We start from the raw sequence: 25,176 nt of genomic DNA, 5'->3' as shown, positions 1-25,176 counted from the left end.
TAGCGGCTAGAAGACGCCTAAGAAGCTGTGGCGTATGGGGTTTAGATAGGCAGCCTTTGGCGGACCAACTGCGTCCAATAGGAACAACCCCAAGCGATAGCATCGTCGTTGAAGTCATATTTTGGATGATGGAGGTTAGCGCTCGGACCATTGCCGATATTGATCATCGCCCCGGGCACTTCATTGAGCATAAAAGCAAAATCCTCTCCGCCGAGCGTTGCTGGCATGTCGCGTGTGACATGGCCTATGCCCGCAACCGCTTCAGCGGCAAGAGCTGCGAGCTCGGTTTCATGCTCATGATTGACGGTAACTGGATAGTTGCGTTGATAGTCTAGAGTGGCTTTCGCACCGAATGCATCGGCAATGCCCTGCACCGCACGGGTGAGGCGGTCTTCAATGTGATTGCGCACCTCTTCTCGTAATGTTCGCACTGTGCCGGTTAGTTTGAGAGACTGTGGGATGACATTGAAAGCATCGCCACCGTGAATTGTGGTGATCGAAATAACCGCAGAATCCAAAGGGTCAACGGTGCGAGCCGTCAGCGTCTGAATGGCCTGAATGAGCGCTGCGGTAACTGGGATCGGGTCGATCGTATGATGCGGAGACGCCGCATGCCCTCCGACGCCTTCGATCGTGATGTCAAGAACGTCCACTGACCCCATGATTGGGCCTGAATTGATGGTGAACTTGCCCACGTCGAGATTTGGGCGGTTGTGCATGCCATAAACTTCGTTGACCGGCCAGCGTTTGAAAAGTCCGTCATCGATCATGGCTTTTGCGCCGGCGCCGCCTTCTTCGGCAGGTTGGAAGATAACAATCACAGTGCCGTCGAAGGCTCTGCTTTTCGCAAGTTCGCGAGCGGCGCCCAAGAGCATTGTGGTGTGACCGTCATGTCCGCAGGCATGCATTTTTCCGGGGATTTTTGATGACCATTGTGCGCCAGTCTCTTCCAGGATGGGGAGTGCATCCATATCGGCGCGCAAAGCAACAGCCCGGCCTGAATTGTTGCTTTGGCCACGAATGACGCCGACCACGCCTGTGCCACCGATGCCTGTAACCACTTCGTCGAGACCCGCCGCACGCAGCGCTTCGGCGACTTTTTCAGCCGTTCTGTTTACATCGTAAAGCAGTTCAGGATTTTCATGAAGATCGCGGCGGAAGGCAATCAGATCATCAAGCTGGTTCGAAGTCCAATTTTCAACCGGCATCTCAGGCTCCTTGTTGTTTTGTCTCAAGGCTGTAACGGAAGTCGCAATGGCTTGCGCCTTGCATAATGGTTTGTGTGCGTTCCAATTTCATTTCTGGATTATAGCCGATGCAGAAATCACCATCGCGGTTACAAGACAGCAAATGGCCAATATGGCCAAGTCCCATCTCGCGATACATTTCCGAATAGCGGCAACGCTTCACATTAAAATCAAAGTGATCCTTGCCCTGTGACAACACATCGATTTCAAGGGCATTGTCTTTGGTCCAGAGCGGTAGGATATCGGCGAAGTCCTCGAGGTCGGGCGTATGCCCCAATTCCACAGCAAAATTCTTGCCTTGTTCTATAGCTGAACGGGATACGGCTTCCCCGATCACAGCCTGAGCTTCTTCTTCGCCTGACCGCGTGCGAAGAACCTCGTACACATTTTTTAGAACCAGCGCTTCGATGCGGCGTCGCTCGAGAATTGGCAGTTGATTCATGGGTCTACCTTTCACATGAATGTTCGACAGACTTATTTACAAATTCGGCTCAGTAAGATCCTTGCGCCGCAACCATGCGAGATAGAAGGGCGCAATCCTGCGTGCGATTTTGTGCAGCGGTAGCGGCGCGGGCTCGGATATTGGTAGGGCAAGGTCTTGCAACGGCTCGCCATCCAAGGCGCGAGCCAGTTCACGTCCGAGCGCGGTGCCAAGTGCTACGCCACGACCATTGCAACCGATCCAGGCCCAGCCATCGGTCCCGAGCTGATGAACACGGGGGAATCTGTCCCATGTCATGCCGATATAACCACTCCAGACATGGGTCATTTCGGGTGCGCCAAGAGCTGGAAAGGCTTCTGCCAGATTGCGCGCCGCTTTTTGCTTGACGCGCTCTGCGACATTGTAGTCGCCCATTACCACACCGCCCGTGATCAGGCGGTTGCGTGCATCATAGCGAAAGAAGCGCAGATCGCCACGCGTATCGGATACGGCTTGACGACCGGGAAGGATGCTTGCACGCAGCGTATCGTTGAGGGGTGCTGTTGCCATTTGCCATGACAGAACGGGGACAATTGTCCTCGCAAGTCTCGGTGCGAGCTGTTCGCGGAGTTCGCCTGTATAGGCGTTTGTCGCGAGCAGGAAGCCTTTGGCGCGGACAACAGAACTATTAGCGCTTACTTCCCAGTGATCGCCTTTGCGTTCATAGGAGGTTACAGGGCTTCTCTCGTAAATTATGGCTCCATGGCGTTCGGCCGCTGCTGCAAGGCCTCGGGCCAGAGCCAGAGGGTTGATGTGGCCACCTGTCGGGTTGAACATCCCGCCATACCAAAAGTCGCTGCCCAGAAGCTTAGAAGTCGAGGCGCTGTCGAGATATTGAGCAGGAAAGCCAAACCGCTTCCATGCTTCGACACGCGCTTGCGAGAGTTTTACCCGTCCAGAGGAATGTGCCGGCTGAAACCAACCTGTTTGCTCAGCCTCAGCCTCGATCTTTTCTTCGCGTACGATTGAAAACAGAATATCGGCACTGTTGCCAATCAGCTTGGCGAAGCGTTCCCCTGACGGCCCATATCGTTTGGTGATTGCATCGGGTTCTGCCGCAGTCATCGTGGGAATGACCTGACCATTATTGCGTCCCGATGCTCCCCAACCCACCGCTTTGGCTTCCAGAACGATGACGCGCTTACCGCGTTTGGCAAGATGAAGGGCTGCTGAAAGGCCAGTGAAGCCGCCTCCAACGATCACGACATCGGCTTCTGCGTTGCTGATCAGTGGCTGGGCCAGGTTACGGGCGGGGGCGGTTGCCGCCCAGATGGACGGAGGGAACTCAACTTTTTCCATGATATCTGACGCCTTCATTCTTTGCTGACCAAGCGGGGTGGCGTCCAGTTCTTGCCGGGGATCGAGGCAAGGAGACGCTGGGTATATTCATGCTGTGGATTGGCAAAGACGTCAGCCGTTGCGCCGGTTTCAGCAATTTCGCCCTTCGACATCACAATCACGCGGTCGCAAAGCTGGGCCGCAACGCGCAGGTCGTGTGTTACGAACAACAGTGACAAGTTCAATCTTTCGCGCAGATCAGCCAACAGCCGTAGAACTTGTGCCTGAACGGAGACATCAAGCGCCGAGACTGGTTCATCGGCTACGATGACGCGGGGTTCGAGTGCAAGTGCACGGGCGATGCCGATGCGCTGACGCTGACCGCCAGAGAATTCATGAGGGAAACGATCTGCAGCCGCGGGTGACAGCTCGACCAGTTCGAGCAATTCACGGGCTTTCGCATGGGCCTGCTTTTTGGGTACACCGTGAACGATCGGCCCCTGTGCAATCAGATCGACGACACGCCGGCGTGGGTTAAGCGATGCCATGGGGTCCTGAAAGACCATTTGGATATCTTTGCGCATGGTGCGTACATCGCGTGTATTCGCGCTAAGAAAGTCACGGCCGTTCAGATTGACGCTGCCGCCGTCGGCTTGAAGAAGGCGCGTGACAATGCGCGAAACTGTGGTTTTTCCTGATCCGCTTTCACCAACAACGCCTAGGGTTTCACCTTGGCGAAGTTCGAAAGACAAGTCTTTGACAGCAGGCACTGCGCTTCGTTTTGCGCTGAACAATCCACCCTGCGCCTTAAATGTCTTGCACAGGTTGCTGGCTTTTAAAATGACAGGCTGACTCTCACCGGATGATGTTATCTCGGGTGGTGTCAGCGCCGGAACCGAGGCAATCAACGCTTTGGTATAAGGGTGCTTGGGATGATTGAGGACTTGCTCGGCCACCCCTTCTTCGACCAGTTCGCCAAGACGAAGTACTGCGACACGGTCGGCGATTTCCGCCACCACACCGAAGTCATGGGTGATGAACAAAATACCGGTATTATGCTGATGCTGAAGATCACGGATCAGTTTGAGGATTTGTGCCTGTGTTGTGACATCGAGTGCGGTGGTTGGCTCATCTGCAATAATCAGACGAGGCTTCAAGATCAGCGCCATGGCAATCATGACACGCTGGCGCTGACCGCCGGAAATCTGATGCGGATAAGCATTATAAGCCGATTCCGGATCAGGGATTTTGACTTCAGCCAGCATGTCCAGAACGGCTGCGTGACGTTCCTTGCGGCCAAGCTTGGTGTGCAAACGCAGCACCTCGTCGATTTGCCAGCCAACAGTCTTTTGTGGATTAAGTGCGGTCATCGGCTCTTGAAAAATCATTCCAATCCGATCACCGCGAAGCTTCTTCATGTCGGCTTCACTGAGCGTGTACAGGTCGATGCCTTCGAGCCGGATGGAACCGTTCGTGACACGAACATGCGGCTCGGGCAGCAGGCGCATGATCGCGCCGGCTGACAAAGATTTTCCTGAGCCGCTTTCGCCCACCAGACAGACGATCTCACCTGGTTTGACGCTTAATGTCAGATCCTGCAGTGCGAAGGGGCGATCTGCGCCTTCAGGCAGAGCAATTTGCAGGTTGTTAATTTCAAGAACGGGTGCCGCAGTCATTTCTTTTTCTGCCTTGGATTAAGCGCGTCGTTCAGCCCTTCGCCCAGCAGGCTGAAGGATAGCACAGTGAGCAGAATAGCTATTCCCGGAATGACCGAACAGAACCAGTCGGTGCGCAAAACGGCACGGCCCTGACCGATCATGTTGCCCCAGCTGGCATAGTTTGGATCGCCAAGATTGAGGAATGCGAGTGCACTTTCCATCAAAATGGAGGTTGCCATGACAACCGACGCAAAGACGACGACGGGCGGTAGGGCATTGGGGAGGATTTCACGAAAGATGATTGAAAGATTGCCGACCCCAAGATTGCGGGCTGCATCGACGAATTCGCGATTGCGCAATGCCATAAATTCTGCACGGACCATGCGAGCCGGTGCTGTCCAGGAAACGATACCGATACAGAGGATGATGTTTTCAATAGAGGAACCGAAAATTGCGACGAGGGTTAGCAGCAGAACGAAGCTCGGAACGGTTTGGAAGGCTTCTGTCACGCGCATTAGCGCGTCATCGATCCAGCCGCCATAATAGCCGGCGACCGCACCGATTATTATACCGATGACAATCGAAATCAGTGTTGCAACGACACCAATGAGCAATGAGATGCGTGCGCCGTGAAAGATGCCGGCCATGATATCGCGGCCAAGTTGATCTGTTCCAAGCGGCGTTGCCGCATTGACAAACGGCCATGTGAGAGGGTCGCCTACGCGGCGCAGAGGATCCCCGGGTGTAATGACATCGGCAAAGATTGCGATCGCCACTACGGCAGCGAAAAGAATGAGCCCCAGCACTGCAGCGCGGTTGCGGCTAAAACGCTGCCATAAAATCCGAGAGCGAGAATCTTTGGGACGGGGAAGAGAAAGATCTTGCGACGTCATGACAATTCAATCCTGGAGTCTAACCGCGCATAGATGAGGTCGGTGATGAAATTAACGAGCACCACCAGTATCGAGCACATAAAGATAATACCCATCAGCGTGTTGAGGTCGCGTTTGATTACCGAAGTGTAGGCAAGTTGACCGAGGCCGGGCAGCGAGAAAATGGTTTCGATCACGACTGAACCGCCAAGGACCGTTGAGAACTGAAGTCCAAGCAGGGTTACCACGGGAAGAAAGGCGTTGCGCATGATGTGATGGAACATCAGTCGCGCACCGCTCGCGCCCTTCGCGCGTGCCGTGCGAACATAGTCGAGATCTTCGACTTCCAGAACACTGGTACGCATGAGCCGCATATAAAAGGCAACGTAAATCAGCGACAGTGCTGTTGTGGGCATTACCATATGAACTGTGATGTCCCAGACATTCTTCCAGCCCGAATAAAAGCCACCAATTGTTTTGTAACCGCCAACAGGCAGCCAACCGAGTTTCACGGAAAAGACAAACATCAGTATGAGGCTGAGGAAGAAGCTTGGCATCGCGTAGCAGATGAGGCCGAGGGTCGAGATCGCATTATCAGTCAGCGAATAGGCGCGGCGCGCTGCAAAAGCACCAAGCGCGATACCGAAGATAAATGCGACGGACAATGACGAAATCATGAGCAGCAATGTGGGCATGAGGCGGGACATCAGGACGTCAACCACCGGCAACTCATAGACGTAGGACCATCCAAAGTCGAACTGCGCTAGCTTGGTCATGTAGATTGAGAGTTGCACCCATATTGGCTGATCAAGACCATATTCGGCCCGCAAATTAGCGACAAATTGAGGGTCAGCGCCGCCCATGTCGCCGACAAGGGCATCGACCGTGTCGCCAGGGGCAAGCTTAATCAGAAGGAACGAGCCGATCATGATGAGAAGAATGACCGGTATCGCCTGCAAGATACGCCGGAGGGCAAAACTCAGAATTGGAGGCAGGGACATTGGGAATTATCCTGCAGATATTCAGACGCAGTTTTTGCTGTCGGGAGGAAAAAAAGCTGTTGCCGTATACCGGCAACAGCCTGATTGCGTTTATTGATCGATCCAGAGATCGTACCAGCTCGAAGAATCCCATCGCGGAGTATTGTGATGGTTCTTGAGCGCTTTGTTGGTGACACCGACGAACGGATGTTCGATGGCGAAGATGACAGGAAGGTCTTTCATCTCAAGTTTCTGGATCTGATGGTAGAGATCGGCGCGTTTTGCCGGGTCAAGCTCGGAGGCAGCCTGATCAATCAACTGATCCATCTCGTCGGATTTATAATCAAACTGGTTCGACCATGCCGTTCCGGCGGGAGCGCCGGAGCGCAGCCAGACAGTTGTGGAAACGGCCGGGTCGGAACGGAACTGGTGCCAGCCGCTCGCCGTATCGAAATCGTGGTCGCGATAAACACCGTTGAGAAAACCTGGGGCGTCGTTGGTAAGCAGTTGCACGTCGATACCGACTTCCTTCATGGCCTGTGCGTAGTACTCGGCCCAAAGCTGCGTGTATTCGCCCCATGGCGCAGGGCGGTGGCGCAGCTTGAAACGAATGCCGTCCGGACCAGCTGGATAGCCAGCTTCATCGAGTAGCTTCTTTGCCTTTTCGACGTCATAGGCATAAGTCTCGACATCGTCGGTGTAATTTGCACCGCCTGAGCTTGGGATTGGACCGCGGCCTGGCTTTGCATAGCCACGCATGATGTTTTTGATCGCGAAATCGATATCAAGAGCGTGATAGATTGCCTGACGCACTTTCAGATTTGCGAGGATGGGATTGCGCAGGTTGAACTCAATGGTCGAATGCGCGACGTTGTTTTCGAAGCCCTTGGTTCCGGTGTCAAAGCGGCCGTCTTTCTCAAGGCGCTCGGTATCTGACATGGAAATTCCATTAAAGGCGGTTTCCATCATTTCACCTGCTTCAAGCGCCGCGGCTGCTGCAGCTTTATCGGGCATGAAGCGCCAGATGACACGATCAAGATAAGGGTATTCCTTGCCGCGCCAATAGTCATCGTTGCGCTCGGCAATAATGTGCTGTCCGCGCTCGTATTCAACAAATTTGAACGGTCCGGTACCCACGGGTGCTGAATTGTATTTATTCTTTAAGATGTCGGTGCCTTCATAAAGATGCTTTGGCACCGGATGACCAAGGTCCGGCATCGCTGCGACCAGCAATTCCAGTGGCATCGGCTTAGAATAGCGGAAAACAGCGGTATGTGGATCGGTGCAATCGACGGCTTCGAGATTGGCTTGAAGTGTCGTCGAATAGTTAAGCAGCTTTTTCCAAAGGTTCATTGCGCTAAAGGATACATCATCACAGCTGAACGGTTGGCCGTCATGCCAGCGCACGTTTTCACGCAGCTTGAAAGTGATAGCCTTGCCGTCCTCAGAAGAAGACCAGCTCGTTGCCAGCACTGGCACATAGCCTTCATAAGTGCGATCGATGAGTGGCTCCATAATTCGTCCAGTAATCTGGTAGACGCCGGTGGAGGCGCGCAATGCCGGATTAAGAACACCTTGCTCGGTGTTCATATGGACGATCACCGAGCCGCCGCGCTTTATTTCTTCCGCGTGGCTTGGCGCCGACGCGATCGAAAAAGCGGCGAGAAACAGGCCAAGGCCAGCTTTTTTGATATGCATTCTCTGTTCCCCTGAAGGACGTTGAGGGAGGGCTTTCAAGCCTCTTTTCCCGCACCGGCCGATATTGTTCAAGCCCTTGAAACTGCTCAAAAAGCCGCTTCAAAGTGCAAATATTCCACGCAAGCACAACCATGCTAGAATCTGCGGCGAACTTGTCAAGGCAAACTAATAAATCGGCCGATATTGGTAAAAAATACCGCATTAACGGTGTTAATAAGTGTCGAATTTCAGAGCTGTAGCGGGGTAAAATTGCTAATACCGGGGTCTGCGAGTGGGTTAGGCGAAAAAAAATCCTAACCGGAGTAAAATTTTTGCTCAAAATATCTGCTTTTGAACTTGCAAAAGTGCCGTGGCGTATCTCTTATCGACCATCCGTGCTGTAGCGTGAACCAAACGCGCTTAGATGAATTGAAAGGACCTGTTTGCATGACCCATCCCGTCAAAGGTGTCGATCACGTTTTTATTCTCGTCAACGATCTGGACAAGAGCGCGGAACACTATCGACGTTTGGGGTTCACGTTGAGCCCACGCGGTCTTCACAGTAAGGAAAAGGGCACTGGTAACTATACGATCATGTTGCCGGACGACTATTTTGAACTTCTCGGGATTGTGAATGAGACGCAAGGAAACCTTCATCAACGGCAAAGGCTCGCTGATCAGGGAGAGGGGCTTCACGCTATCGCTTGTCGAATTGACAATGCGCGCGAGGCTAAAGCGGAACTCGCGGCTCTTGGCATTCAAACAAGCGAGGTCGGTGCGTTCCAACGTCCAGTAGAGTTGCCCAAGGGTGGCGAAGGTATCGCCGCGTTTGAAACTGTTTCGTTCAATGATGACGAGGTCCCTCAGGGCATGGTCTTCATGTGTCAACACAAGACACGCGACACTGTGTGGCTGCCTGAACTTCTCGAACACGAAAACGGTGCGATCGCGCTTTCAGCCATTGGTTTGATTTCAGCGGACCCGCAAGCTGCAGCGCGCGGGTTTGCTCGTTTGTATGGGGAAGGCAAAGTTACAGCCGACGCCCCATTGCGGGTGCACACCGGTTCAAACTCAGCCGACATTATCGTTTACAGTCGCGAGCAGGCTGAGCAAACTTACGGTAATGAGGCTGTAAGCAAAGTCCCCAATGCTGCATTCGCCAATCTTGTTATTAAGGTGAGCGATCTGAGTAAATCGCGCTCGGTCTTGGATGCAAACGGGATCACTTATAAGGCGCAGCAGGATAGCATTGTTGTTGACCCGGACGATGCAAATGGCGTGATCCTGGAGTTTCTGCAGGTATAAGCGTGGTGGAAACACAAAATAGGTTTTGAATTCTTGGCGGCGACATCGAGGAATCCAAAATTCCGCCAGAGTCGCCGCATTTTTAATGTGAAGGCCCTTTAGTCGTTATCGTTTTTGGAGTGTGCACCAAGATACTTCCAAAAATTCTCCGCTCCGACTGGGAGTGGTGTGTGATGACGCAGGATCCGAATATCCACCGTCAGGCTCCAATAAGGGTCCGCCGAGGCGGGCACGATTTCCCCGCGCTGCAATTCGTCATGGATAAGACTTTCAGGAAGCCACGTCATGCCCCATCCTGCCTGCAACATCGATTTGAGGCCGATTGACATTGTATTTTCATGAACAGTTTTGCGGGAAAAAGTTGGTCCGCTCGCAAATTTTTGGGCAAGCGCGGCTCCAAAAAACGAAACTTCTCCATAACTAAGATAGGGAAGGGGCGTTCCGTTTGTTATAGCGTAGTCGAGAACCGGTCCGTCGCTCGAGGGCAATGATACGGGGATCAAGCGTTCCGTGCCCAGAAGAATAGAGGGGAAACGCTCTTTGTCGATAAAGCTTGGCACCGAAGGATGTGCATAGGTCAGGAAGAAGTCAACTTCGCCCTCAGTGAGGGTTGCGATGTTGTCTTCAAAGCCGCCGCGATCAGGTGCGAGTTGTGAATTGATCTCGCCTGCTGTCTCTTGGATGCCCCTTAGCCAATGCGGAAAGAATGTCACCGTCAGCGTATGCAATGCGGAAAATCTGAGCGGCGGGTTTTTGCCTCGGCGGCTGGGTTGAAGACTTTTACGTGTTGCATAAAATTGTCGTACGGTTTCCTGTGCGACCAGCAGAAACTCTTTTCCTTCGCGGGTGAGATGAGTTGGAAATGTCGCGCGGTTTACAAGAGACGCGCCTAACCAAACTTCGAGTTGTTTTATCCGTCGAGAGAACGCCGATTGGGTGACGTTCCGTGCTTCTGCTGCACGCGAGAAGCTCGACGTCGATGCGAGCATGATGAAGTCTTCGAGCCATTTCAATTCCATCAGTGCACCTAAGCATCTAGCGCGCAGGACTTTTGAACGCTTTCAGCGTTGCAACTCTCACTCACCTATACATCTTTGGGTATTGGATCGCTATGCAAATCTTGCATAACGATTTGAAAACATAGCATTGGCCAGCATTACTCAATCGCCTTAGCGTCCAGATATCAAAAAAGGGCACGGTGAGGACGCAGCGTGGGCAGAATAATTTATCTAAACGGAGCATTGGTCGACGAGAGCGACGCCAAGGTTTCGGTCTTTGATCGCGGCTTTCTTTTTGGCGATGGAATCTACGAAGTGAGCGCTGTCATTGACGGGCGACTTGTGGATAATGATCTCCACTTAGCGCGCCTTGAACGGTCTTTAAAAGAGCTCGACATTGCGCTGCCTCTATCACAGGCAGAAATACGCGCCGCACAAATTCAACTGATCCGCAGGAACAAACTTGAAGAGGGTGTGGTTTATATTCAGGTAACGCGCGGCGAAGCCGAGCGGGATTTCGTTTACTTAGACGGGATCAAACCGAATGTGATCATGTTCACACAACCGAAGAACCTCACATCTGCGGCCTCTGTCCGCGACGGGGTTCGCGTCGACGTTGCCGCCGATACACGATGGGCTCGGCGCGATATCAAGACGGTGATGCTACTTGCGCAGGTGATGGCGAAGAAAAAAGCCAAGAGCCAAGGCTATCACGAAGTTTGGCTGGTGGAGGACGGATTTGTGACCGAGGGCGCATCCTCCACGGCATTTATCGTTACCGATGACAATGTGCTTATTACACGCCCGAATTCGCACGCTGTGCTTCCTGGTTGCACACGGCGCGCAGTCCTTAAAATCGCTCAAGAACACAAACTGAAAATCGAGGAACGTTTGTTCAGTATCGACGAAGCGAAGGCTGCGAAGGAGGCGTTTCTTACGAGTGCCTCGAGCTTTGTGACACCCGTTATCGGTATTCAGGAACATGTAGTGGGCGATGGCGTCCCTGGCCCTCATACGCGCCGGCTTCAGGAAATTTATATGGATCTCGCCCGCAAAGGGGCAGAACGGGTTCTCTAACCTCATAATACAAGAAAGTAAGAGGGGAATATGAAAGTAAGAAAGCTTTTAACTGCAACGATGTGCGGCGTCGTTGCTGTGGGGATGGCTTCACTGGGAAGTTTATCTGCGGCAATGGCTGCGACTGAAGGGTATGGGGACTGTCCGCTCCTGGGTGAAAAGGCGACGGCAAAGATTACACCCGCGGTCGCCGATCAACTCACCGTAATTATCAATTTGCCAGCACTTGGCCAATTCAACGGTGATACGCCTGAAACGATCAAGGATGGTTACGAATTCTGCATGGCCGTCAACATCGCGCATCGGCTGGGGCTTGAGAAGGTCAAGCTTGTGAATGCGTCGTTTGACTCTATCGTTGCAGGGCAAAACAAGGATTACGATATCGCATTGGCGCTGATTTCGGTTACTGAACCGCGCAAAAAAGTTGTTGATTTCTCAGCGCCCTATATGAATTCCGATTACGGCGTTGCTTCGCGCAGCGACAAGCCGCTAGGGGAGGCCGACATGCGGACCGGAAAAATCGGAACGCAGGCCGGCACGACGCTGGTGCCTTTCGCGCAGGAGACGCTGCAGGTTAAAAGCCTGGACGTCTACGACGACACCGCATCTATGTTTACCGCGCTTGCGGCTGGCAAGGTCGATGCGGTTATGACCGACCTCTCGATCATTCTCGGACAGGTGAAAAACTCGAACGGCAAGCTTTCTGTCGTTGGCAAATATGCGTCGGGCGGTGAGACAGCGGGGATTTACCCCAAGGGTTCGGAAAACAAGAAAGTTATCGATCAACTGATCGAGGACATGGGTAAAGACGGAACGCTAAAGAAACTTGAAGCTGCGTATTTGTTGCCCTCGTGGGGAACCTCGCCGGCCGATGTTCCGCTTTGGAAGCCATAAAGCAACGCTGACGGATTGCGAACGCAGCTTTTCGTCGTTCTGTTTTCGATAATACCGCGGAGCATCCCCAACGTCGGATGCCCCGCATTTTTTCAGCGAGAATTCACATGTCCTATCCGGCACCCGAAGCGAGCGCTGAACGCGCTTTGCAATGGCGCACTCGCAACCAGGTCCGCACCCATCGCAACCGGTCGTGGTTCGCATTTGCGTTTTCGTTCTTTACCTTGTTGGCCAGCGGCCAAACACTTTACAGCGTGACGACCTATACAATCTCCCAAGGCTGGTCTGCAAAAGTTGTCCTATTCGTGGGTGCGTTGCTCTTTGTGGTGCCGCTCGGCGTCTTGGCATTTTCATGGCGCGCAGTACAGTTCTCAGCAAAGTCCGCAAAAAGCTCCGATATTTACAAGGGGCGCGAACTGGGTGCTCTGGCATCAGATGTGTCCTGGCAGGCGCTTTCCTACGCGGTCGCATTGTTAATCGTCTGCGCCGGTGCTTGGTTCATGATTGTCAACGATGCAGCGGTAAGCCGTACATTTTTTGACGTCAATCTGATCGCCAGATCGGCAACAACCATCCTACGGGCTTTTGGCACGAATATCGTTATCTTTGTCGTGTCTGCAGTTCTGATCCTGTGTTGGGCGCTCATTATTGCAATCGCCCGGACGCTTCCAGGAAAAGCGGGTAGACCAATCCGCATTCTTGCTACTTTCTATAGCGACTTGTTTCGCGGTTTGCCGGCAATTATCACGATCTATCTGATCGGCTTCGGCTTACCTCTTACTGGTTTGCCCGTCCTCAAAGATTTGTCGTCAAACGCTTATGCGATCATCGCGCTCACTCTGACTTATGGCGCATACACGTCGGAAGTTTATCGCGCGGGCATTGAGAGTGTACATCCAAGCCAAATCGCAGCGGCCCGTTCGCTGGGGCTCTCTTATGTTCGGACCATGCGCTATGTTGTCGTTCCTTTGGCTGTGCGGGGGATTATTCCGCCTTTGATGAACAACTGCATCAGTTTGCAGAAAGACACAGCACTAGTCGCAATTATCGGTACGATTGATGCTTTCAACCAGTCGAAGATTATAGCCAGCAATTATTTCAACCTGTCTGCAGTAACGACCGTCGCCATACTCTTCATCTTGATCACGATCCCACAGGCTCGTCTCGTTGACCGCTTGATTGAACGGGATCGCAGAAAAATGCGTTCGAGCATGTAGGAGAAAGACCATGGCACTCGTTGAAATAGACAAAGCAGTCAAGCGTTACGGCGCTTTGGAAGTTCTCTCAGGGATTAGTCTGAATATTGAGCAGCATCAGGTAGTGTGCCTTATCGGACCTTCGGGTTGCGGAAAATCCACGTTGCTGCGCTGCATCAATCGGCTCGAAACAATCGACGCCGGTGAGATACGGTTGCATGGCGATCGAGTGACTGGGTCCGGCGTGGATTTGGATATTTTACGTCGCGAAATTGGTATCGTGTTCCAAGGCTACAATCTATTTCCCCATATGACAGTGATGGAGAACGTGACACTAGGGCCCACAAAAGTTCTGGGCATGCGCGCCCATGAAGCGCGAGAGAAAGGCTTGGCACTTCTCGCGCGCATCGGGCTTGATCACAAGGCGAATGAGTATCCTGATAGGCTGTCCGGCGGTCAACAGCAGCGTGTGGCAATAGTGCGTGCCCTGACTATGGATCCCACGCTTCTCCTGCTTGACGAGATCACCTCCGCGTTGGATCCTGAGTTGGTATCCGAAGTGCTGGACATTGTTCGGGATCTGGCCACCAAGGGGATGACAATGGTTTTGGCCACACACGAAATGGGTTTCGCGCGCGAAGTTGCGGATAAGGTCTGCTTTTTGCAAAGCGGTAAGGTCTACGAGGAGGGGCCGCCGTCGCAGATCTTTGGCAATCCGCAGGGAGAGCGTACTCAAGCCTTCCTCAAGCGAATAATCGAAGCCGGAAGACTTTAATCGTGAACTATTGTGAAACACAAAGGGTATGGCAATGACGGGAACGGCGCGCGACTTCGGAATCGTCTGCGGTGTTATGCCAACAGGTTCTAGAAATTCGATTACCGACGTTCCGGGTGTGATGGTCGGACATTACACTTTACGCGAGGGAGACGTGAATACCGGTGTTACAGCCATTCTTCCCCATGACGGCAATTTGTATCGTAACAAAGTCATGGCTGCTTGCGAAATTATCAACGGCTTTGGCAAGAGCACCGGTCTCATACAGGTTGAAGAACTTGGAACACTTGAAACGCCGATATTACTCACCAACACTTTTGGTGTTGGCACATGTGCGAACGCCCTCATCAGGAACGCTATTACGACCAATACGGATATTGGCCGAAGCACGGCAACTGTCAATCCAGTTGTTCTGGAATGCAATGACGGTCCGCTGAACGATATTCAGGCAATGGCCATCACAGAAGATCATGCGCGTTTTGCATTGGAAGCTGCAAGTTCCGATCTGGCACAGGGGAATGTTGGAGCGGGCACAGGAATGACGTGTTTCGGTTTCAAGGGCGGGATTGGCACAGCATCCCGCAAATTTGAGTTGAACGGAAGCACTTATCACATTGGTGTTTTAACCCTGACCAATTTTGGCCGTGCTGGCGATCTTTTGCTGCCGGACGGGCGACATCCGTCGCCCGACGCAGAAGCAGAAGCTGAGAAAGGTTCAGTCATTGTTGTGTTAGCTACCAACGTTCCTTTAGAACACCGGCAGCTTAAACGCGTTACAACGCGATGCGGCGCTGGCCTGGCTCGTCTTGGCGCTTTCTGGGGGCACGGAAGCGGTGATATAGCGATTGGCTTCTCCACTGGTTCCACGTTTAACCACGATGAGAAAAGCGATTTTATATCAATTGCGCTATTAAATGAGAACCGCATTGATACGCTGTTTCGTGCTGCAACAGAAGCGACGCAAGAGGCAGTATTGAACTCAATGTGTGCAGCAGAATCTGTGACTGGTCGCGCGGGTAATACTCGTCAATCGCTGGCTGACTATCTCCGAAAGAGCTAAGCTCGTGATCTAGCGTCCTCAAAGCCAAGGTAAAAAAATGAAAAATAGGCCTAGAATTGCAGTGATCATGGACGAAAACACTAGTGCTGGCGGCGATCGATATGAGACGTCGAAACACTATTTCTCCGCTATTGGGCGCGCGGGAGGAGTTCCTTTTGGAGTTCCCTATTTAGCGGATATTGTAGACCGGGTTATCGAGGAATTCGACGGCTTTCTGAGTGTGGGAGGACGGATCCAATTTCCAAAGGATTGGTATGTTGATGGTGATCGGTCTGCTTATCCTTTTTCCGATCGGTTTGCGATTGAACTTGCATTGATGGAAGGCTTTCTTGCGCACGACAAAGCTGTGTTGGGAATCTGCAACGGCATGCAGATGCTAGGATGCCTAAATGGCTGTCGAATGGTTTCTGACGTTTACGCATCTTGGCCTGATGCAATCATGCATGACCGGCGTGACTTTATGCACGGTGTTGTGGTTTCGCCGGGGACGAGAATGGCAGGTATATTTGGGTCGCAGGCGTTTACTGTGAACACCTTCCATCGTGAAGCACTGGTCGAAATCTCTAACGATGTCGTTGTTTCTGCCCGCGCAACCGACGGCGTGGTGGAAGCGATTGAGATCCCGTCTCAATCATTTGCGGTTGGGCTTCAATGGCATCCTGAACGCCTTGATCCAGCTGAACACCCAGGAGCCCGCATTTTTGACGCCTTCATAAGTGCTGCGAACGAAGCCGAACGTTAGAAGCTGAACACCTGTTTGCAGGACGGCATTAAGTACAGAAGGACGTTAAGGAGGAAGCATGAAAATATTTATTTCCGCCGATATGGAAGGAACCGCCGGCATTCTGTCCTGGGACGAAGCACAACACGGTCACCGCGATTATAACGAGTTTCGGGAATTGATGACACGGGAGGTGGTTGCTGCATGTGATGGCGCGCGAGCCGCTGGAGCCAGGGAAGTATTAATAAAAGATGCCCACGACACCGGTCGCAATCTAATCCTCGATCGATTGCCAGAATACGCGAAAGTGGTTCGCGGGTGGTCAGGGCATCCAGATTCGATGATGTTCGGTCTGGATGACGATTTTGCCGGGGCGCTATACATCGGTTATCATTCGAAAGCAGGCACTGAATCGAATCCGCTTGCTCATACATTTAATCTGCGAATTTCGCGACTTACGCTGAATGAAGAGGTTGTCTCGGAATTCACGATCAATGCACTTTGTGCTGCGCGATATAACGTTCCCTCGCTCTTTCTTTCCGGGGATGCCGGCATATGCGCTGATGCAGAGAAGCTCGTTCCCGGGATAACAACTGTGGAGACAATGCAAGGACATGGAGCGGCCTCGATATCGATCGCGCCGACTGCAGCGTGCATCGCTATTCGAGAAGGAGTTGAGGCAGCAATTCGCGACCGAACTTCCGTTTCCGTTCCTGCCATCGCAGCCTCGCTCAATCTTATGATAGAATTCAACAATCCGTGCGACGCCTATCGCGCGTCATGGTATCCGAATGCGAGACCCTCGGGACCAAGATGTGTGACATTTGAGGCAACAGATTATTTCGAGATCCAAAGGGCTTTACGTTTCATGAAAAGCTGAGTGAAGCGAGAGCGATTGGGATGGTTCGTATTGCCCCTACTCGGTAGCAACTGCCAGCTTTGACTGGCTTTGTCCAGCGCGCGTCGGCGTAACAAGGATTGAACATGCACTTCTCCTCCCGGAGAGGAAGTCGCGCAGGTTTTCAGTCACCAGCTGTGTTGAAATACGACCTATGCCGTATGGGCCTCTGCATCAAAATCGCTTCATATATATGAGATGTTGCGATAGCGCCCGCACATCGATTTATAATCTGGCGTAAGCTGGCTTAGTCAGCAAAGGAGGAATGATGAAGACTATGGCTCTATTGGTTGTTGGTGCAATCCTGGTGTCAGGCTCCGCATTTGCGGCTCAGACAACTGATGGTAGGAAAGGAAACCATTCTGTCACACTAGACGGTTCACCTGCAGTTATAGTGGCTGCGGGACAGCAGCGCGCCGGACGCCTGAGCGGATCTTCTTTGGGTGGCAAGACAATTTTTGGCAGTTGATTAGTTTGCCTCGTTCAATCGAGGCAGACTTTTCCACACCGGTATCGCGTGGAGAGCAGGTCTTTGGTTTGCTGTAGTTACAACTGCATTGATGATGGTGCGTGTTTCGCCGCTTTATTTGACCAAGCGGTGCGGGGCGATGATCATGCCGACGTGAGGTAGGTGGAACTGTCCATCGCGAGCTCTTAAAAATTGTTTGGAAATTTCGCCCCAACCGAAAAATTCACGATCTTGCGAGATGGGACGAAAGAATAGCAAGTGGGTAGCGATAGCCAATCCGTTCTTAGAGAGCGGTTACATTTTCGGCTTTCGATTTGCCTGTTTTGCGATCTTGGCCGACATCGTAGCTGACTCTCTGGCCTTCGCGAAGGGGGCCGCCGTCCGCTAGGGCTGTGACATGTACGAAGACATCAGCGCCGCCACTTTCTGGTGTAATAAAGCCAAAGCCTTTATCCTGGTTGAAAAATTTTACTGTTCCCGTAGCCATTATTTCCTCGTTCACTCGTTAATGCCGATCTTTTCTACACGGCTATAAACTTCGTAGCAATAACAGATCTGTAGTCAAATATTTAAATCCGACGTGCACTCTGGTCTTTTAAGAATATGCTTTTAAATGGGCACCTGAAGTGAAAGAAGCGGACGTATGTCTACCTAAAATTCCGGCAGCTGGACCTAGAGATCACCCACTTCATTGTATCGCTTTTGTTACACGAATGTCGGCGCAATTCGTGATCGTTGAATAGAAGAGATGACCATTCACAAAAGTCTCAATTTACAAATGGACGTTGATGGGTGTGGCGAGTTCAGTCACGACACCGCAGTTTATGCGATTTTTGAGATTTTCGCAGTCCGCTATTCAATAGCGATGGGCTATTCTGTTAGTTCAAGTGACCTCTGGTTTTCGTCCTTGCTTTACTTCGCGTTGAGACATTTTCAGACCAAAAGCGCAGGGTTGAGAGGTCTCATGTGCTGTGACCAAAACTCGCCTTATATTCAGTATCAACCGCGATATGGCCATAAGGTTCAACCATAAAAGCTGAAGCTCCAGTGTGAACGGTGCGGTTTTGGATAATCGGGCCTCTCATAGGGATCGTAAGGCCGCGCGTCCGGGTTGTTATAGGGGTCGTATGGCCGGGGATCGGGACTGCTATTGGGATATGGGTTGTAATAGTGCGGATAGCGCGGGATCGGCCTCCATCCCCATGGTATAGGTGTGTGGTTGGGTTCACAGTGTCGGTACTCCAGGTGCCAGCCCGGTCCGCAAAAGAAATCAATCTGTTGGATGGCTGGTGACGGCGCCGGCAGCGGACTGGCCTGCGATGAGGGGCTGATTAAGAAAGCCAACATTAGAAAAATATAAAATCTATATGTCATTTATTCATTCCTTAAAAATTATTCTTATCAAGTAAGAAGCAATATTGCCGATAATAAGGGGATATAAATCACATTTGGAATCACAACTATATTCTTTGTTATATAAGTTAATACTCAAAAAGATAGCAATATAGTAATGTAATCTTGTTATCGGAAATCAATTTACGCAACACCGGTAAGCCGCCTCGAACCTTCGCGTCATCCGGCAGTTGACCACGTAACAGCGAGAATCTCATGCCCGCCCATTGAGCGACGACTTAGTGTGTTGGCCTTGTCACGTTTTGGTTCCCGCGGCTGATCGAGCTTGCATGACGGGAAGAAATTGAAAAGGCATGCGGAAAGTGATCAGACATTGCCGATCCCGGCTGGGAGCGGCGCGCAAAGAAGCTTCTCTCCCAAGGGGCACCTCTTCAGTACTTTCTTGCTGATATTTTCGATGCTGGTCGGAATCCACATGAAAGAAGCCCTGGAAGGCTACCGGCCATCCACGATGAGTACGGCCTTTTCAAAGCCATTCCAACGTTTATTCCACGCGCTAAGAAAAGGCGTAACCCAGTGTCGCTGGCTGGTCCGGCTGCGTGGTAGAAGACAAATAAACCAACCATTTGCTTAAGCATTTAATTGGAGGTCTTTTTCTCGGCTTCATCCAATCGTTGGAGCAGATCGGCAAATTCATCTTCGTGTCTCGGGGCCGATGTCTCACTGAGTGCAGCAATTGCGCCGCCAATCGCATCGCTTGGTTCAATACGATGCTTCTTATGTCCCGCCACGATGCGGCGGGCGGCTCGAAGGAGGCTGTTATGCAACGACATCCGCACATTCTTTCGTTATATATGGGGATGTAACAACGGAGGTGACGAGTTTGTTCCTCACTCATGGTGGGGATTTGCGATTGGCCACGATGGTTTCAGCGACAGTGACCTCGTTCTTTGTATCAAGATCAATCAAGCGAGCAGCGAGCTCGGACAGCTGATCAAGGTCGCGTAGCCCACTATCGAATAGTTTGATGATTGCTTGAGCGAGATCAGCGTCGCTGTAGTCGCGGCCTTTTTCATTGAGCATGATGGCTGCATTTGAAAAACAGCGGCGCAACGCTTCCACCTCATCAGAAGAATAGACGTGACTGGAACTGTTGAACAATGGCATTTTTAGAACCCCCGACGCGAGACGAAAAGAGCTTTCTAATGACACTGATGTGCGAGGTCTAAATTTGCTACAACGAAAATCAGATTTCAAGCCTGAATCTAGCGAGCTTGATTTCTCTCAGTCAGTTTGCGGGCGGCAATATTCGATAAAGCTGCTGGGCTCCTGCATCACATTGGTCCGAGCTCGACAGCCGCAACCTTGTTCGCCAAGTGGCGAGAATAGGACCCTGGCATACTACTGTTCTGCCAGGGCAGAATCTGCGATCATTTCCGTTATGGCATCTATGCATTGAGACGCTTTATATCGCGTTTCTCTCCGTACCGTGTTTGAGCGCGCATAAGCTCTAACGAGCCGCCCGATCATCGCAAGAATGCAGTAAGTTATCGGACTTCCAACACTTCGCCGCTTCGGCGATCAATAACGACGCGCATGTCGTTATTGCGCCTGTCGATGCCACGTATGACATAAACGCCGCGGCGACGCGATACACTTTCTACCTCTTCCATACCTTCTTCGCGTGCAATTCTTGCAGCCCGGCGCTCACTGATTTCGCCACGATCGGTGTTACGTTCACGATAGATTTGGCGGCTGCCGTCCGGATTTATTTGGATGCCGTTGGGGCCGAGCTCGATGCTCTGTGCATTCGAGGGCGCTGCTGTGGAAACCAGAGCCGAGATCATCACTGCAGCTAAAGTCGCAAATTTATTCATGGCACCTGTCCAATTTTGTTTCACGCCCGCCGATAATATGAACAAACGCAACTTAAGGTGGTTCCTAACGGCGCATTCAACTCTCCTAACGTTTGGAATATACCGTGAGCACAGCAAGCAATTTTGGCCAACTCTTGCGGTTGACTATTAACGTCAGCGGGCTACCAGGAGAGTGAGAGACGTCAAGGATATCGCTCGTCTAAGTGTAATTGTTTGAACGCGGTTATGCACCTTTCGTCAGCGTGCCGCTAGCCTTTCGGACTGTCATGCAAGCAAGCCGCACTCACGATATGAGCCTGGTGCTAGCGCTTGATGTATCGATGCAATATCATGGCTCTGATGAGGTTGGCCCTAGCTGACCATGCTTCAACGCGCTTGCACGGTGCTCTATGAGTGGTGCGCCAACAACGCGGATGTATTGTTCAATCATGGGAAAGTAGCTCTCACCGTGGATCGGTGGGGTAATCGTTTCTTCTCGAGGCGTTTGAGGCCGTGCTCGCGGCGTTGGAATCGTCATTCCGCGTTGCCCTGCAACAGTTTTGCGCAGTGCCCGTCGACCGGCAACGAGATCAACATAGCGCGACCAATTGCAACGTTTAAAGTTAACATCGCTTTGATAGTTGAAAGCAGTCGGCAGCTCCGTGTAGGCGCGTCCTGATGTCACCGATACCATAGTCGTGGTTTCATGATTGCGATCGCGCAGAGTGTAAAGTTCGACATTGTCGGTTTCACATATAAACCGGCATTGCGCAATAGCCGCGTCATTGCCGCCTTGCTGGTCAAATTGTGAATGAGGGGCGGGGACGTAGTAACCGTCCGTGAGGCGGACGCAATAAAGCGGTGGCCGCCGTGATGTCTTGTTTATCGGCTGACTGGCACGCATCGCAGTTTGATTGCTCGTCGTCCGAGAGCTACTAATCCGTCCTTTTTCGACAAGTGCTGAAGCTTTCTTGCCCTTCTCTTTGGGAACCGTAGGCTTGCGCGTCGAACTGCAGGGCAGTGAGGGGCGCAAAGTGTTAAGGGTTTGCTGCGTTTGGGCAATGCGCAGAGCGATATCCCGACAAGCGTTGAAGAGTCCGTTCTGAGCGTCTCCAACTGAACATTTTCGCGCTCGCTGAATACCGTACAGAGCGGCCAGCTGACGATTTGCTACTTGAGCCTCCAGGTTGGGCACCGGGCGGTCTCTCTCTGAGCGACACTGCGCAAAGGCGGGGACGACGGTGAACAGTATTTCGGCAGCTGCGATGATTACTAGCGTCGTTGTGAACCTGTGCATGGCACAGCCTCCATTAAAATAAATATACCTAAAACAAATTTGGACATCAGGCCTTTGGCCATGGTAAATCTAACTGGAAAATTCTAAGCCAAACTGGTGATTTAAGATTATCAGTATAAATATCCCTATGATTTATCTTAAGCAAAAATTAGAATATTATTAATTTAGATAGCAAGTTTCATTTATATATAGTTTCTTAAAAAATATAAAACAATTACGATAATATATCGATATCCAATAGAATAACACTATTAAAGTTACAAATATATAAAAAAATGAATGCTCATCTTTTTGGGAAGATTTCATTTCGATATTTAGAGAAGGAAATATTCAAATTAAATTGTACTAATATAGCAAATATGTCTTTTGCCGGCAGTCCCGAAGAGCGGGATAAGTCTGCAGGCAGTCAAATGGCTCAACCAACTTAAAGTCCGGGGGCAAACGTTGAAAGAAACGTTTTGCAGAATGCGCAGTCGGACAGTCGCTGGGTGAGAAATAAACCAAAACAATGACATAGGTTGGCCAACATTAACCGCGCAGCGCTGAGGAAAGGTGTTCGAAATGATGCAATGGATAAATTACGTGGAGTATCATGAACGGATTTTACCTGTGGAGCCGCTGTTCGGGCTAGCTTTCAGATCTGCGCTCGTTTGTGTTGCGAATGGGCGAATTTCCCCAGCTAACTTCATAGCGCGACTGCAACATAATCCAGTTGGCGGTCCCGAATTTCCGGTCCCTGATATTTTTTCTCCGTCTTACGTGCCGATCGTTATGGTGCCCGGGGACGGAGTGAGTTTTGAAGGTGTGTTTAAACGAAGTGTTGAATTCATAACGCCAAATAATGAATTGTACTTTAATTATAATAATTCATACCAATACTTTGATGTCATAAATGGAGACGTACGACTGAATATTATCAATGGACCTATTGCATTTAATTTTAGACATCCTCTTGACGTTGCGACGCGGTATTTTGGTGGCTCAATCGACGCAGCAGGAAGAAAAGGCGAATACAAGTCAATCAACATTATTGAACAGGTTGCTTCTGACGAGAATTTTCGGTGGGGGGTGGGAGCGCGGCCATATACGGGCGCCGAAATTGCTCAGAGACTGGCTGCAAGAGAACGAAAGCCGGTTGCTTTTCACGTCGGTGAAACAGACTATGTCAGTTACCAGGATGCCCTGTGTGCTCGGGAAGCTGCAAGATCAGACGCGCGCACGGATCTGCCTTCTGCGGCCGGAATGCGCAGAACCAATCCTTTTGAACCAGTTGAATTTAAGATTAATGGTCCTCGAGATTCGGTCGCAGGGATAGAGTACTATCCCGAAATTCGAAATCTCTTCGTATAAACCTGCAAAGGATAAAGTTATTGAATGTGAAATGGATCCAGTCGTGTGTGAAGCGGGTTTTTTCTTTGAGGTAGCGCTAAAGAACCAGCGGAAAAATTAATCTAAGTGAGGTTCGACTAGCTAGCGTCGTTGGAAAAAGCGAAGAGACAATTTCGGTGGGTCAGAATAGTTGCCACTCATACGATCTCAATCGGATCAGTCCTGAGGCGAACGGAATCGGTCATAAATGCCGCCGGACCAAATTCAGTTTAGCGCAGTCAGGCTGATGGCTCGGGTTGTTTGATATCTTCATCGTGAACCAGGCTTGTCTTTGAGGTTTCGGGCATTCGAAGTATTGCAAGCAGCACAAAAATCGGAATGACTGCCATGTAAATTGCGGGAGAAAGTTTATTGCCGCTTTTCGCCACAAGCCAAATGCTTATGAACGGTGTTGTTCCTCCGAATATCGCGAATGCGAGATTGTAGCTGATTGCGGAAGCGGTGAAGCGGCTGCGCGTTGGGAAAAGCTCTATTAACGTAACACCGACTGCACCCCAATAGACCCCAAAAGTCAACGCAAGAAGAACTTGTCCTACGATCGCCGAGAAGAGAGTAGCGTGCCCTAGTATCATAAATGCCGGGACGAGAATGACAAAACTTCCGATCAGGCCGAGCAATAAAACGGGCTTTCGACCATATTTATCTGAGACCCAGCCTCCACCACTCATTGACAGGAAGGATACAAACAGCGCTACGCAGTTTGATATTAGTGCGGTATTTTGATCCAATTCTACGGTCGTGGTAAGATAGGTCACCAAATAGCCCGACAATGTATAAAAGCTGAGGCTCGAAAATGCCGCCAGTGCGAAACTGAGTATCATTTTGGAGCGATGCTTGTTGACCGCGGTAAGAATCGGATATCGGGTCAAGCGCTTGGCGGCGTTCGTGACTTCGAATGCCGGTGACTCTTCCACCTTGCTTCTGATGTAAAGGCCGATGAGTGCAATTGGTCCCCCTATGATAAAAGGGATTCGCCATCCCCAGATTATGTAAACTTCTGGGCGAAGAGAATTTGTCAGAATAAGGATGAGGACTGCTGCAAAAACCGGAGAGAGGGCTCCAAATGCATGCGTAAAAGCCACACAAAACCCTCTCCTTTCTGATGCTACATGCTCGGCAACGAAAGAGTTGGAGCCGACAGCTTCTCCAGCGGCGGACAAGCCTTGTAGAAGTCTGCAGATCGAAAGACAGATAGGGGCGGCCAAGCCAATGTTCGCGTAACTGGGCAGAAGTCCGATTATAAAAGTGGCAGCACCCATGGACAGAATAACAAACGATAATGCGATGCGACGCCCAAATCGGTCACCTAAACCTCCGAAGATGACGCCGCCAAAGGGACGCATAAGAAAGCCGACTGCATAAACTGCAAAGGTCGCGAGAAGAGATGTGAAGCGGTCCCCCGGCGGGAAGAAAAGTTTTGCAATGACGGGAGCTGAATACGCGTAAATAGCGAAATCATACCACTCGACAAACTGTCCGAGGGCCGCTGAAATGAGGACGCGCCGGATTTTGTAGGATTGACTAGCTGGGCTACGCAAGATCTTCGCCTCCTGTAATTTGTGCGGAAGAATGAGTGGGTGGAGTTTGGCGCTTAAGCCTCCGCTGACACTTACGCTGCTTCAATCGTCCAGTTCAAAAAACCATATTTTTACAGATAATTAGTCTACTAAAGCCGAGTGAAATTGGTAAAAATCC

24 protein-coding genes are annotated in these 25,176 nt (G+C 51.2%); 10 read left to right on the top strand and 14 right to left on the bottom strand.

What is annotated here, in order from left to right; genetic code table 11:
* Positions 1 to 41: 41 nt before the first annotated feature.
* The 7 genes from KMS41_21795 to KMS41_21765 form a co-directional block, all read right to left on the bottom strand.
* Complete coding sequence (locus KMS41_21795) at positions 42 to 1,208, bottom strand: amidohydrolase (protein ID QWK80392.1); 1,167 nt, start codon at positions 1,206 to 1,208, stop codon at positions 42 to 44.
* Between the two features lies 1 nt (position 1,209).
* Positions 1,210 to 1,689 (bottom strand): L-2-amino-thiazoline-4-carboxylic acid hydrolase, encoded by a 480-nt coding sequence (locus tag KMS41_21790; protein ID QWK80391.1) that lies wholly within the window; start codon positions 1,687 to 1,689, stop codon positions 1,210 to 1,212.
* Positions 1,690 to 1,725: 36 nt separating this feature from the next.
* Positions 1,726 to 3,027 (bottom strand): FAD-binding oxidoreductase, encoded by a 1,302-nt coding sequence (locus KMS41_21785; protein QWK80390.1) that lies wholly within the window; start codon positions 3,025 to 3,027, stop codon positions 1,726 to 1,728.
* A gap of 14 nt (positions 3,028 to 3,041) precedes the next feature.
* Positions 3,042 to 4,682, bottom strand: a complete 1,641-nt coding sequence (locus tag KMS41_21780; GenBank protein ID QWK80389.1) for an ABC transporter ATP-binding protein — start codon at positions 4,680 to 4,682, stop codon at positions 3,042 to 3,044.
* The gene (locus KMS41_21775) at positions 4,679 to 5,557 is read right to left on the bottom strand and encodes an ABC transporter permease (GenBank protein ID QWK80388.1); all 879 of its coding nucleotides are present in this window, start codon (positions 5,555 to 5,557) and stop codon (positions 4,679 to 4,681) included. The genes KMS41_21780 and KMS41_21775 overlap by 4 nt, the downstream gene beginning before the upstream one ends.
* Positions 5,554 to 6,537 (bottom strand): ABC transporter permease, encoded by a 984-nt coding sequence (locus KMS41_21770; GenBank protein ID QWK80387.1) that lies wholly within the window; start codon positions 6,535 to 6,537, stop codon positions 5,554 to 5,556. Before KMS41_21770 ends, KMS41_21775 begins: the two co-directional genes overlap by 4 nt.
* Positions 6,538 to 6,627: 90 nt before the next feature.
* Positions 6,628 to 8,214 carry an ABC transporter substrate-binding protein gene (locus KMS41_21765; protein ID QWK80386.1) on the bottom strand — a complete coding sequence of 529 codons (1,587 nt, stop codon included), beginning with the start codon at positions 8,212 to 8,214 and terminating at the stop codon, positions 6,628 to 6,630.
* Positions 8,215 to 8,640: 426 nt separating this feature from the next.
* Between KMS41_21765 and KMS41_21760 the strand changes: the two genes are divergently transcribed.
* Complete coding sequence (locus tag KMS41_21760) at positions 8,641 to 9,498, top strand: VOC family protein (protein QWK80385.1); 858 nt, start codon at positions 8,641 to 8,643, stop codon at positions 9,496 to 9,498.
* Between the two features lie 98 nt (positions 9,499 to 9,596).
* Here KMS41_21760 and KMS41_21755 read toward each other — a convergent pair whose 3' ends face one another.
* Positions 9,597 to 10,517 carry a LysR family transcriptional regulator gene (locus KMS41_21755; protein QWK80384.1) on the bottom strand — a complete coding sequence of 307 codons (921 nt, stop codon included), beginning with the start codon at positions 10,515 to 10,517 and terminating at the stop codon, positions 9,597 to 9,599.
* A 192-nt stretch (positions 10,518 to 10,709) separates the two neighbouring features.
* On the opposite strand from KMS41_21755, the gene KMS41_21750 reads away from it, so the two are divergent.
* The 8 genes from KMS41_21750 to KMS41_21715 all read left to right on the top strand — a co-directional run bounded on the left by KMS41_21750 (position 10,710) and on the right by KMS41_21715 (position 17,586).
* Positions 10,710 to 11,573 (top strand): D-amino-acid transaminase, encoded by an 864-nt coding sequence (locus KMS41_21750; protein QWK80383.1) that lies wholly within the window; start codon positions 10,710 to 10,712, stop codon positions 11,571 to 11,573.
* 30 nt (positions 11,574 to 11,603) lie between these two features.
* Entirely contained in the window at positions 11,604 to 12,467 is an 864-nt protein-coding gene (locus KMS41_21745; GenBank protein ID QWK80382.1) for an ABC transporter substrate-binding protein, read from the top strand.
* A 107-nt stretch (positions 12,468 to 12,574) separates the two neighbouring features.
* Positions 12,575 to 13,684 (top strand): amino acid ABC transporter permease, encoded by a 1,110-nt coding sequence (locus KMS41_21740; protein ID QWK80381.1) that lies wholly within the window; start codon positions 12,575 to 12,577, stop codon positions 13,682 to 13,684.
* Between the two features lie 10 nt (positions 13,685 to 13,694).
* A complete protein-coding gene (locus tag KMS41_21735) occupies positions 13,695 to 14,438 on the top strand; it encodes an amino acid ABC transporter ATP-binding protein (protein ID QWK80380.1) in 744 nt (247 codons plus the stop codon).
* Between the two features lie 34 nt (positions 14,439 to 14,472).
* On the top strand, positions 14,473 to 15,498 hold the full coding sequence (locus tag KMS41_21730; protein QWK80379.1) for a P1 family peptidase: 1,026 nt from the start codon (positions 14,473 to 14,475) through the stop codon (positions 15,496 to 15,498).
* Between the two features lie 37 nt (positions 15,499 to 15,535).
* Positions 15,536 to 16,240, top strand: a complete 705-nt coding sequence (locus KMS41_21725; GenBank protein ID QWK80378.1) for a gamma-glutamyl-gamma-aminobutyrate hydrolase family protein — start codon at positions 15,536 to 15,538, stop codon at positions 16,238 to 16,240.
* A 58-nt stretch (positions 16,241 to 16,298) separates the two neighbouring features.
* Entirely contained in the window at positions 16,299 to 17,099 is an 801-nt protein-coding gene (locus KMS41_21720) for a M55 family metallopeptidase (GenBank protein ID QWK80377.1), read from the top strand.
* Positions 17,100 to 17,382: 283 nt separating this feature from the next.
* Positions 17,383 to 17,586 (top strand): hypothetical protein, encoded by a 204-nt coding sequence (locus KMS41_21715; protein QWK80376.1) that lies wholly within the window; start codon positions 17,383 to 17,385, stop codon positions 17,584 to 17,586.
* Between the two features lie 283 nt (positions 17,587 to 17,869).
* On the opposite strand, the gene KMS41_21710 is transcribed toward KMS41_21715, so the two are convergent.
* The 5 genes from KMS41_21710 to KMS41_21690 form a co-directional block, all read right to left on the bottom strand.
* Positions 17,870 to 18,073, bottom strand: coding sequence for a cold-shock protein (locus KMS41_21710; GenBank protein QWK80375.1), 204 nt, complete (start codon positions 18,071 to 18,073; stop codon positions 17,870 to 17,872).
* Positions 18,074 to 19,577: 1,504 nt separating this feature from the next.
* Entirely contained in the window at positions 19,578 to 19,772 is a 195-nt protein-coding gene (locus tag KMS41_21705) for a hypothetical protein (protein QWK80374.1), read from the bottom strand.
* A gap of 61 nt (positions 19,773 to 19,833) precedes the next feature.
* On the bottom strand, positions 19,834 to 20,106 hold the full coding sequence (locus KMS41_21700) for a hypothetical protein (protein QWK80373.1): 273 nt from the start codon (positions 20,104 to 20,106) through the stop codon (positions 19,834 to 19,836).
* Positions 20,107 to 20,486: 380 nt separating this feature from the next.
* Positions 20,487 to 20,816: a PepSY domain-containing protein gene (locus tag KMS41_21695; protein QWK80372.1), complete on the bottom strand. Its 330-nt coding sequence runs from the start codon at positions 20,814 to 20,816 to the stop codon at positions 20,487 to 20,489.
* 328 nt (positions 20,817 to 21,144) lie between these two features.
* Positions 21,145 to 22,092 carry a DUF2865 domain-containing protein gene (locus KMS41_21690; protein QWK80371.1) on the bottom strand — a complete coding sequence of 316 codons (948 nt, stop codon included), beginning with the start codon at positions 22,090 to 22,092 and terminating at the stop codon, positions 21,145 to 21,147.
* 561 nt (positions 22,093 to 22,653) lie between these two features.
* Here KMS41_21690 and KMS41_21685 point away from each other — a divergent pair.
* The gene (locus KMS41_21685; GenBank protein ID QWK80370.1) at positions 22,654 to 23,442 is read left to right on the top strand and encodes a hypothetical protein; all 789 of its coding nucleotides are present in this window, start codon (positions 22,654 to 22,656) and stop codon (positions 23,440 to 23,442) included.
* 257 nt (positions 23,443 to 23,699) lie between these two features.
* Here the strand turns inward: KMS41_21685 and KMS41_21680 are convergent, their stop codons facing one another.
* A complete protein-coding gene (locus KMS41_21680; GenBank protein QWK80369.1) occupies positions 23,700 to 25,019 on the bottom strand; it encodes an MFS transporter in 1,320 nt (439 codons plus the stop codon).
* Between the last annotated feature and the right edge of the window lie 157 nt (positions 25,020 to 25,176).

The sequence above is a fragment of the Ochrobactrum sp. BTU1 genome (assembly GCA_018798825.1).
Taxonomy (GTDB): Bacteria; Pseudomonadota; Alphaproteobacteria; order Rhizobiales; family Rhizobiaceae; genus Brucella.
The sequence above is the reverse complement of the archived record's forward strand: the minus strand, read 5'-3'. Positions and strand labels throughout refer to the sequence as shown.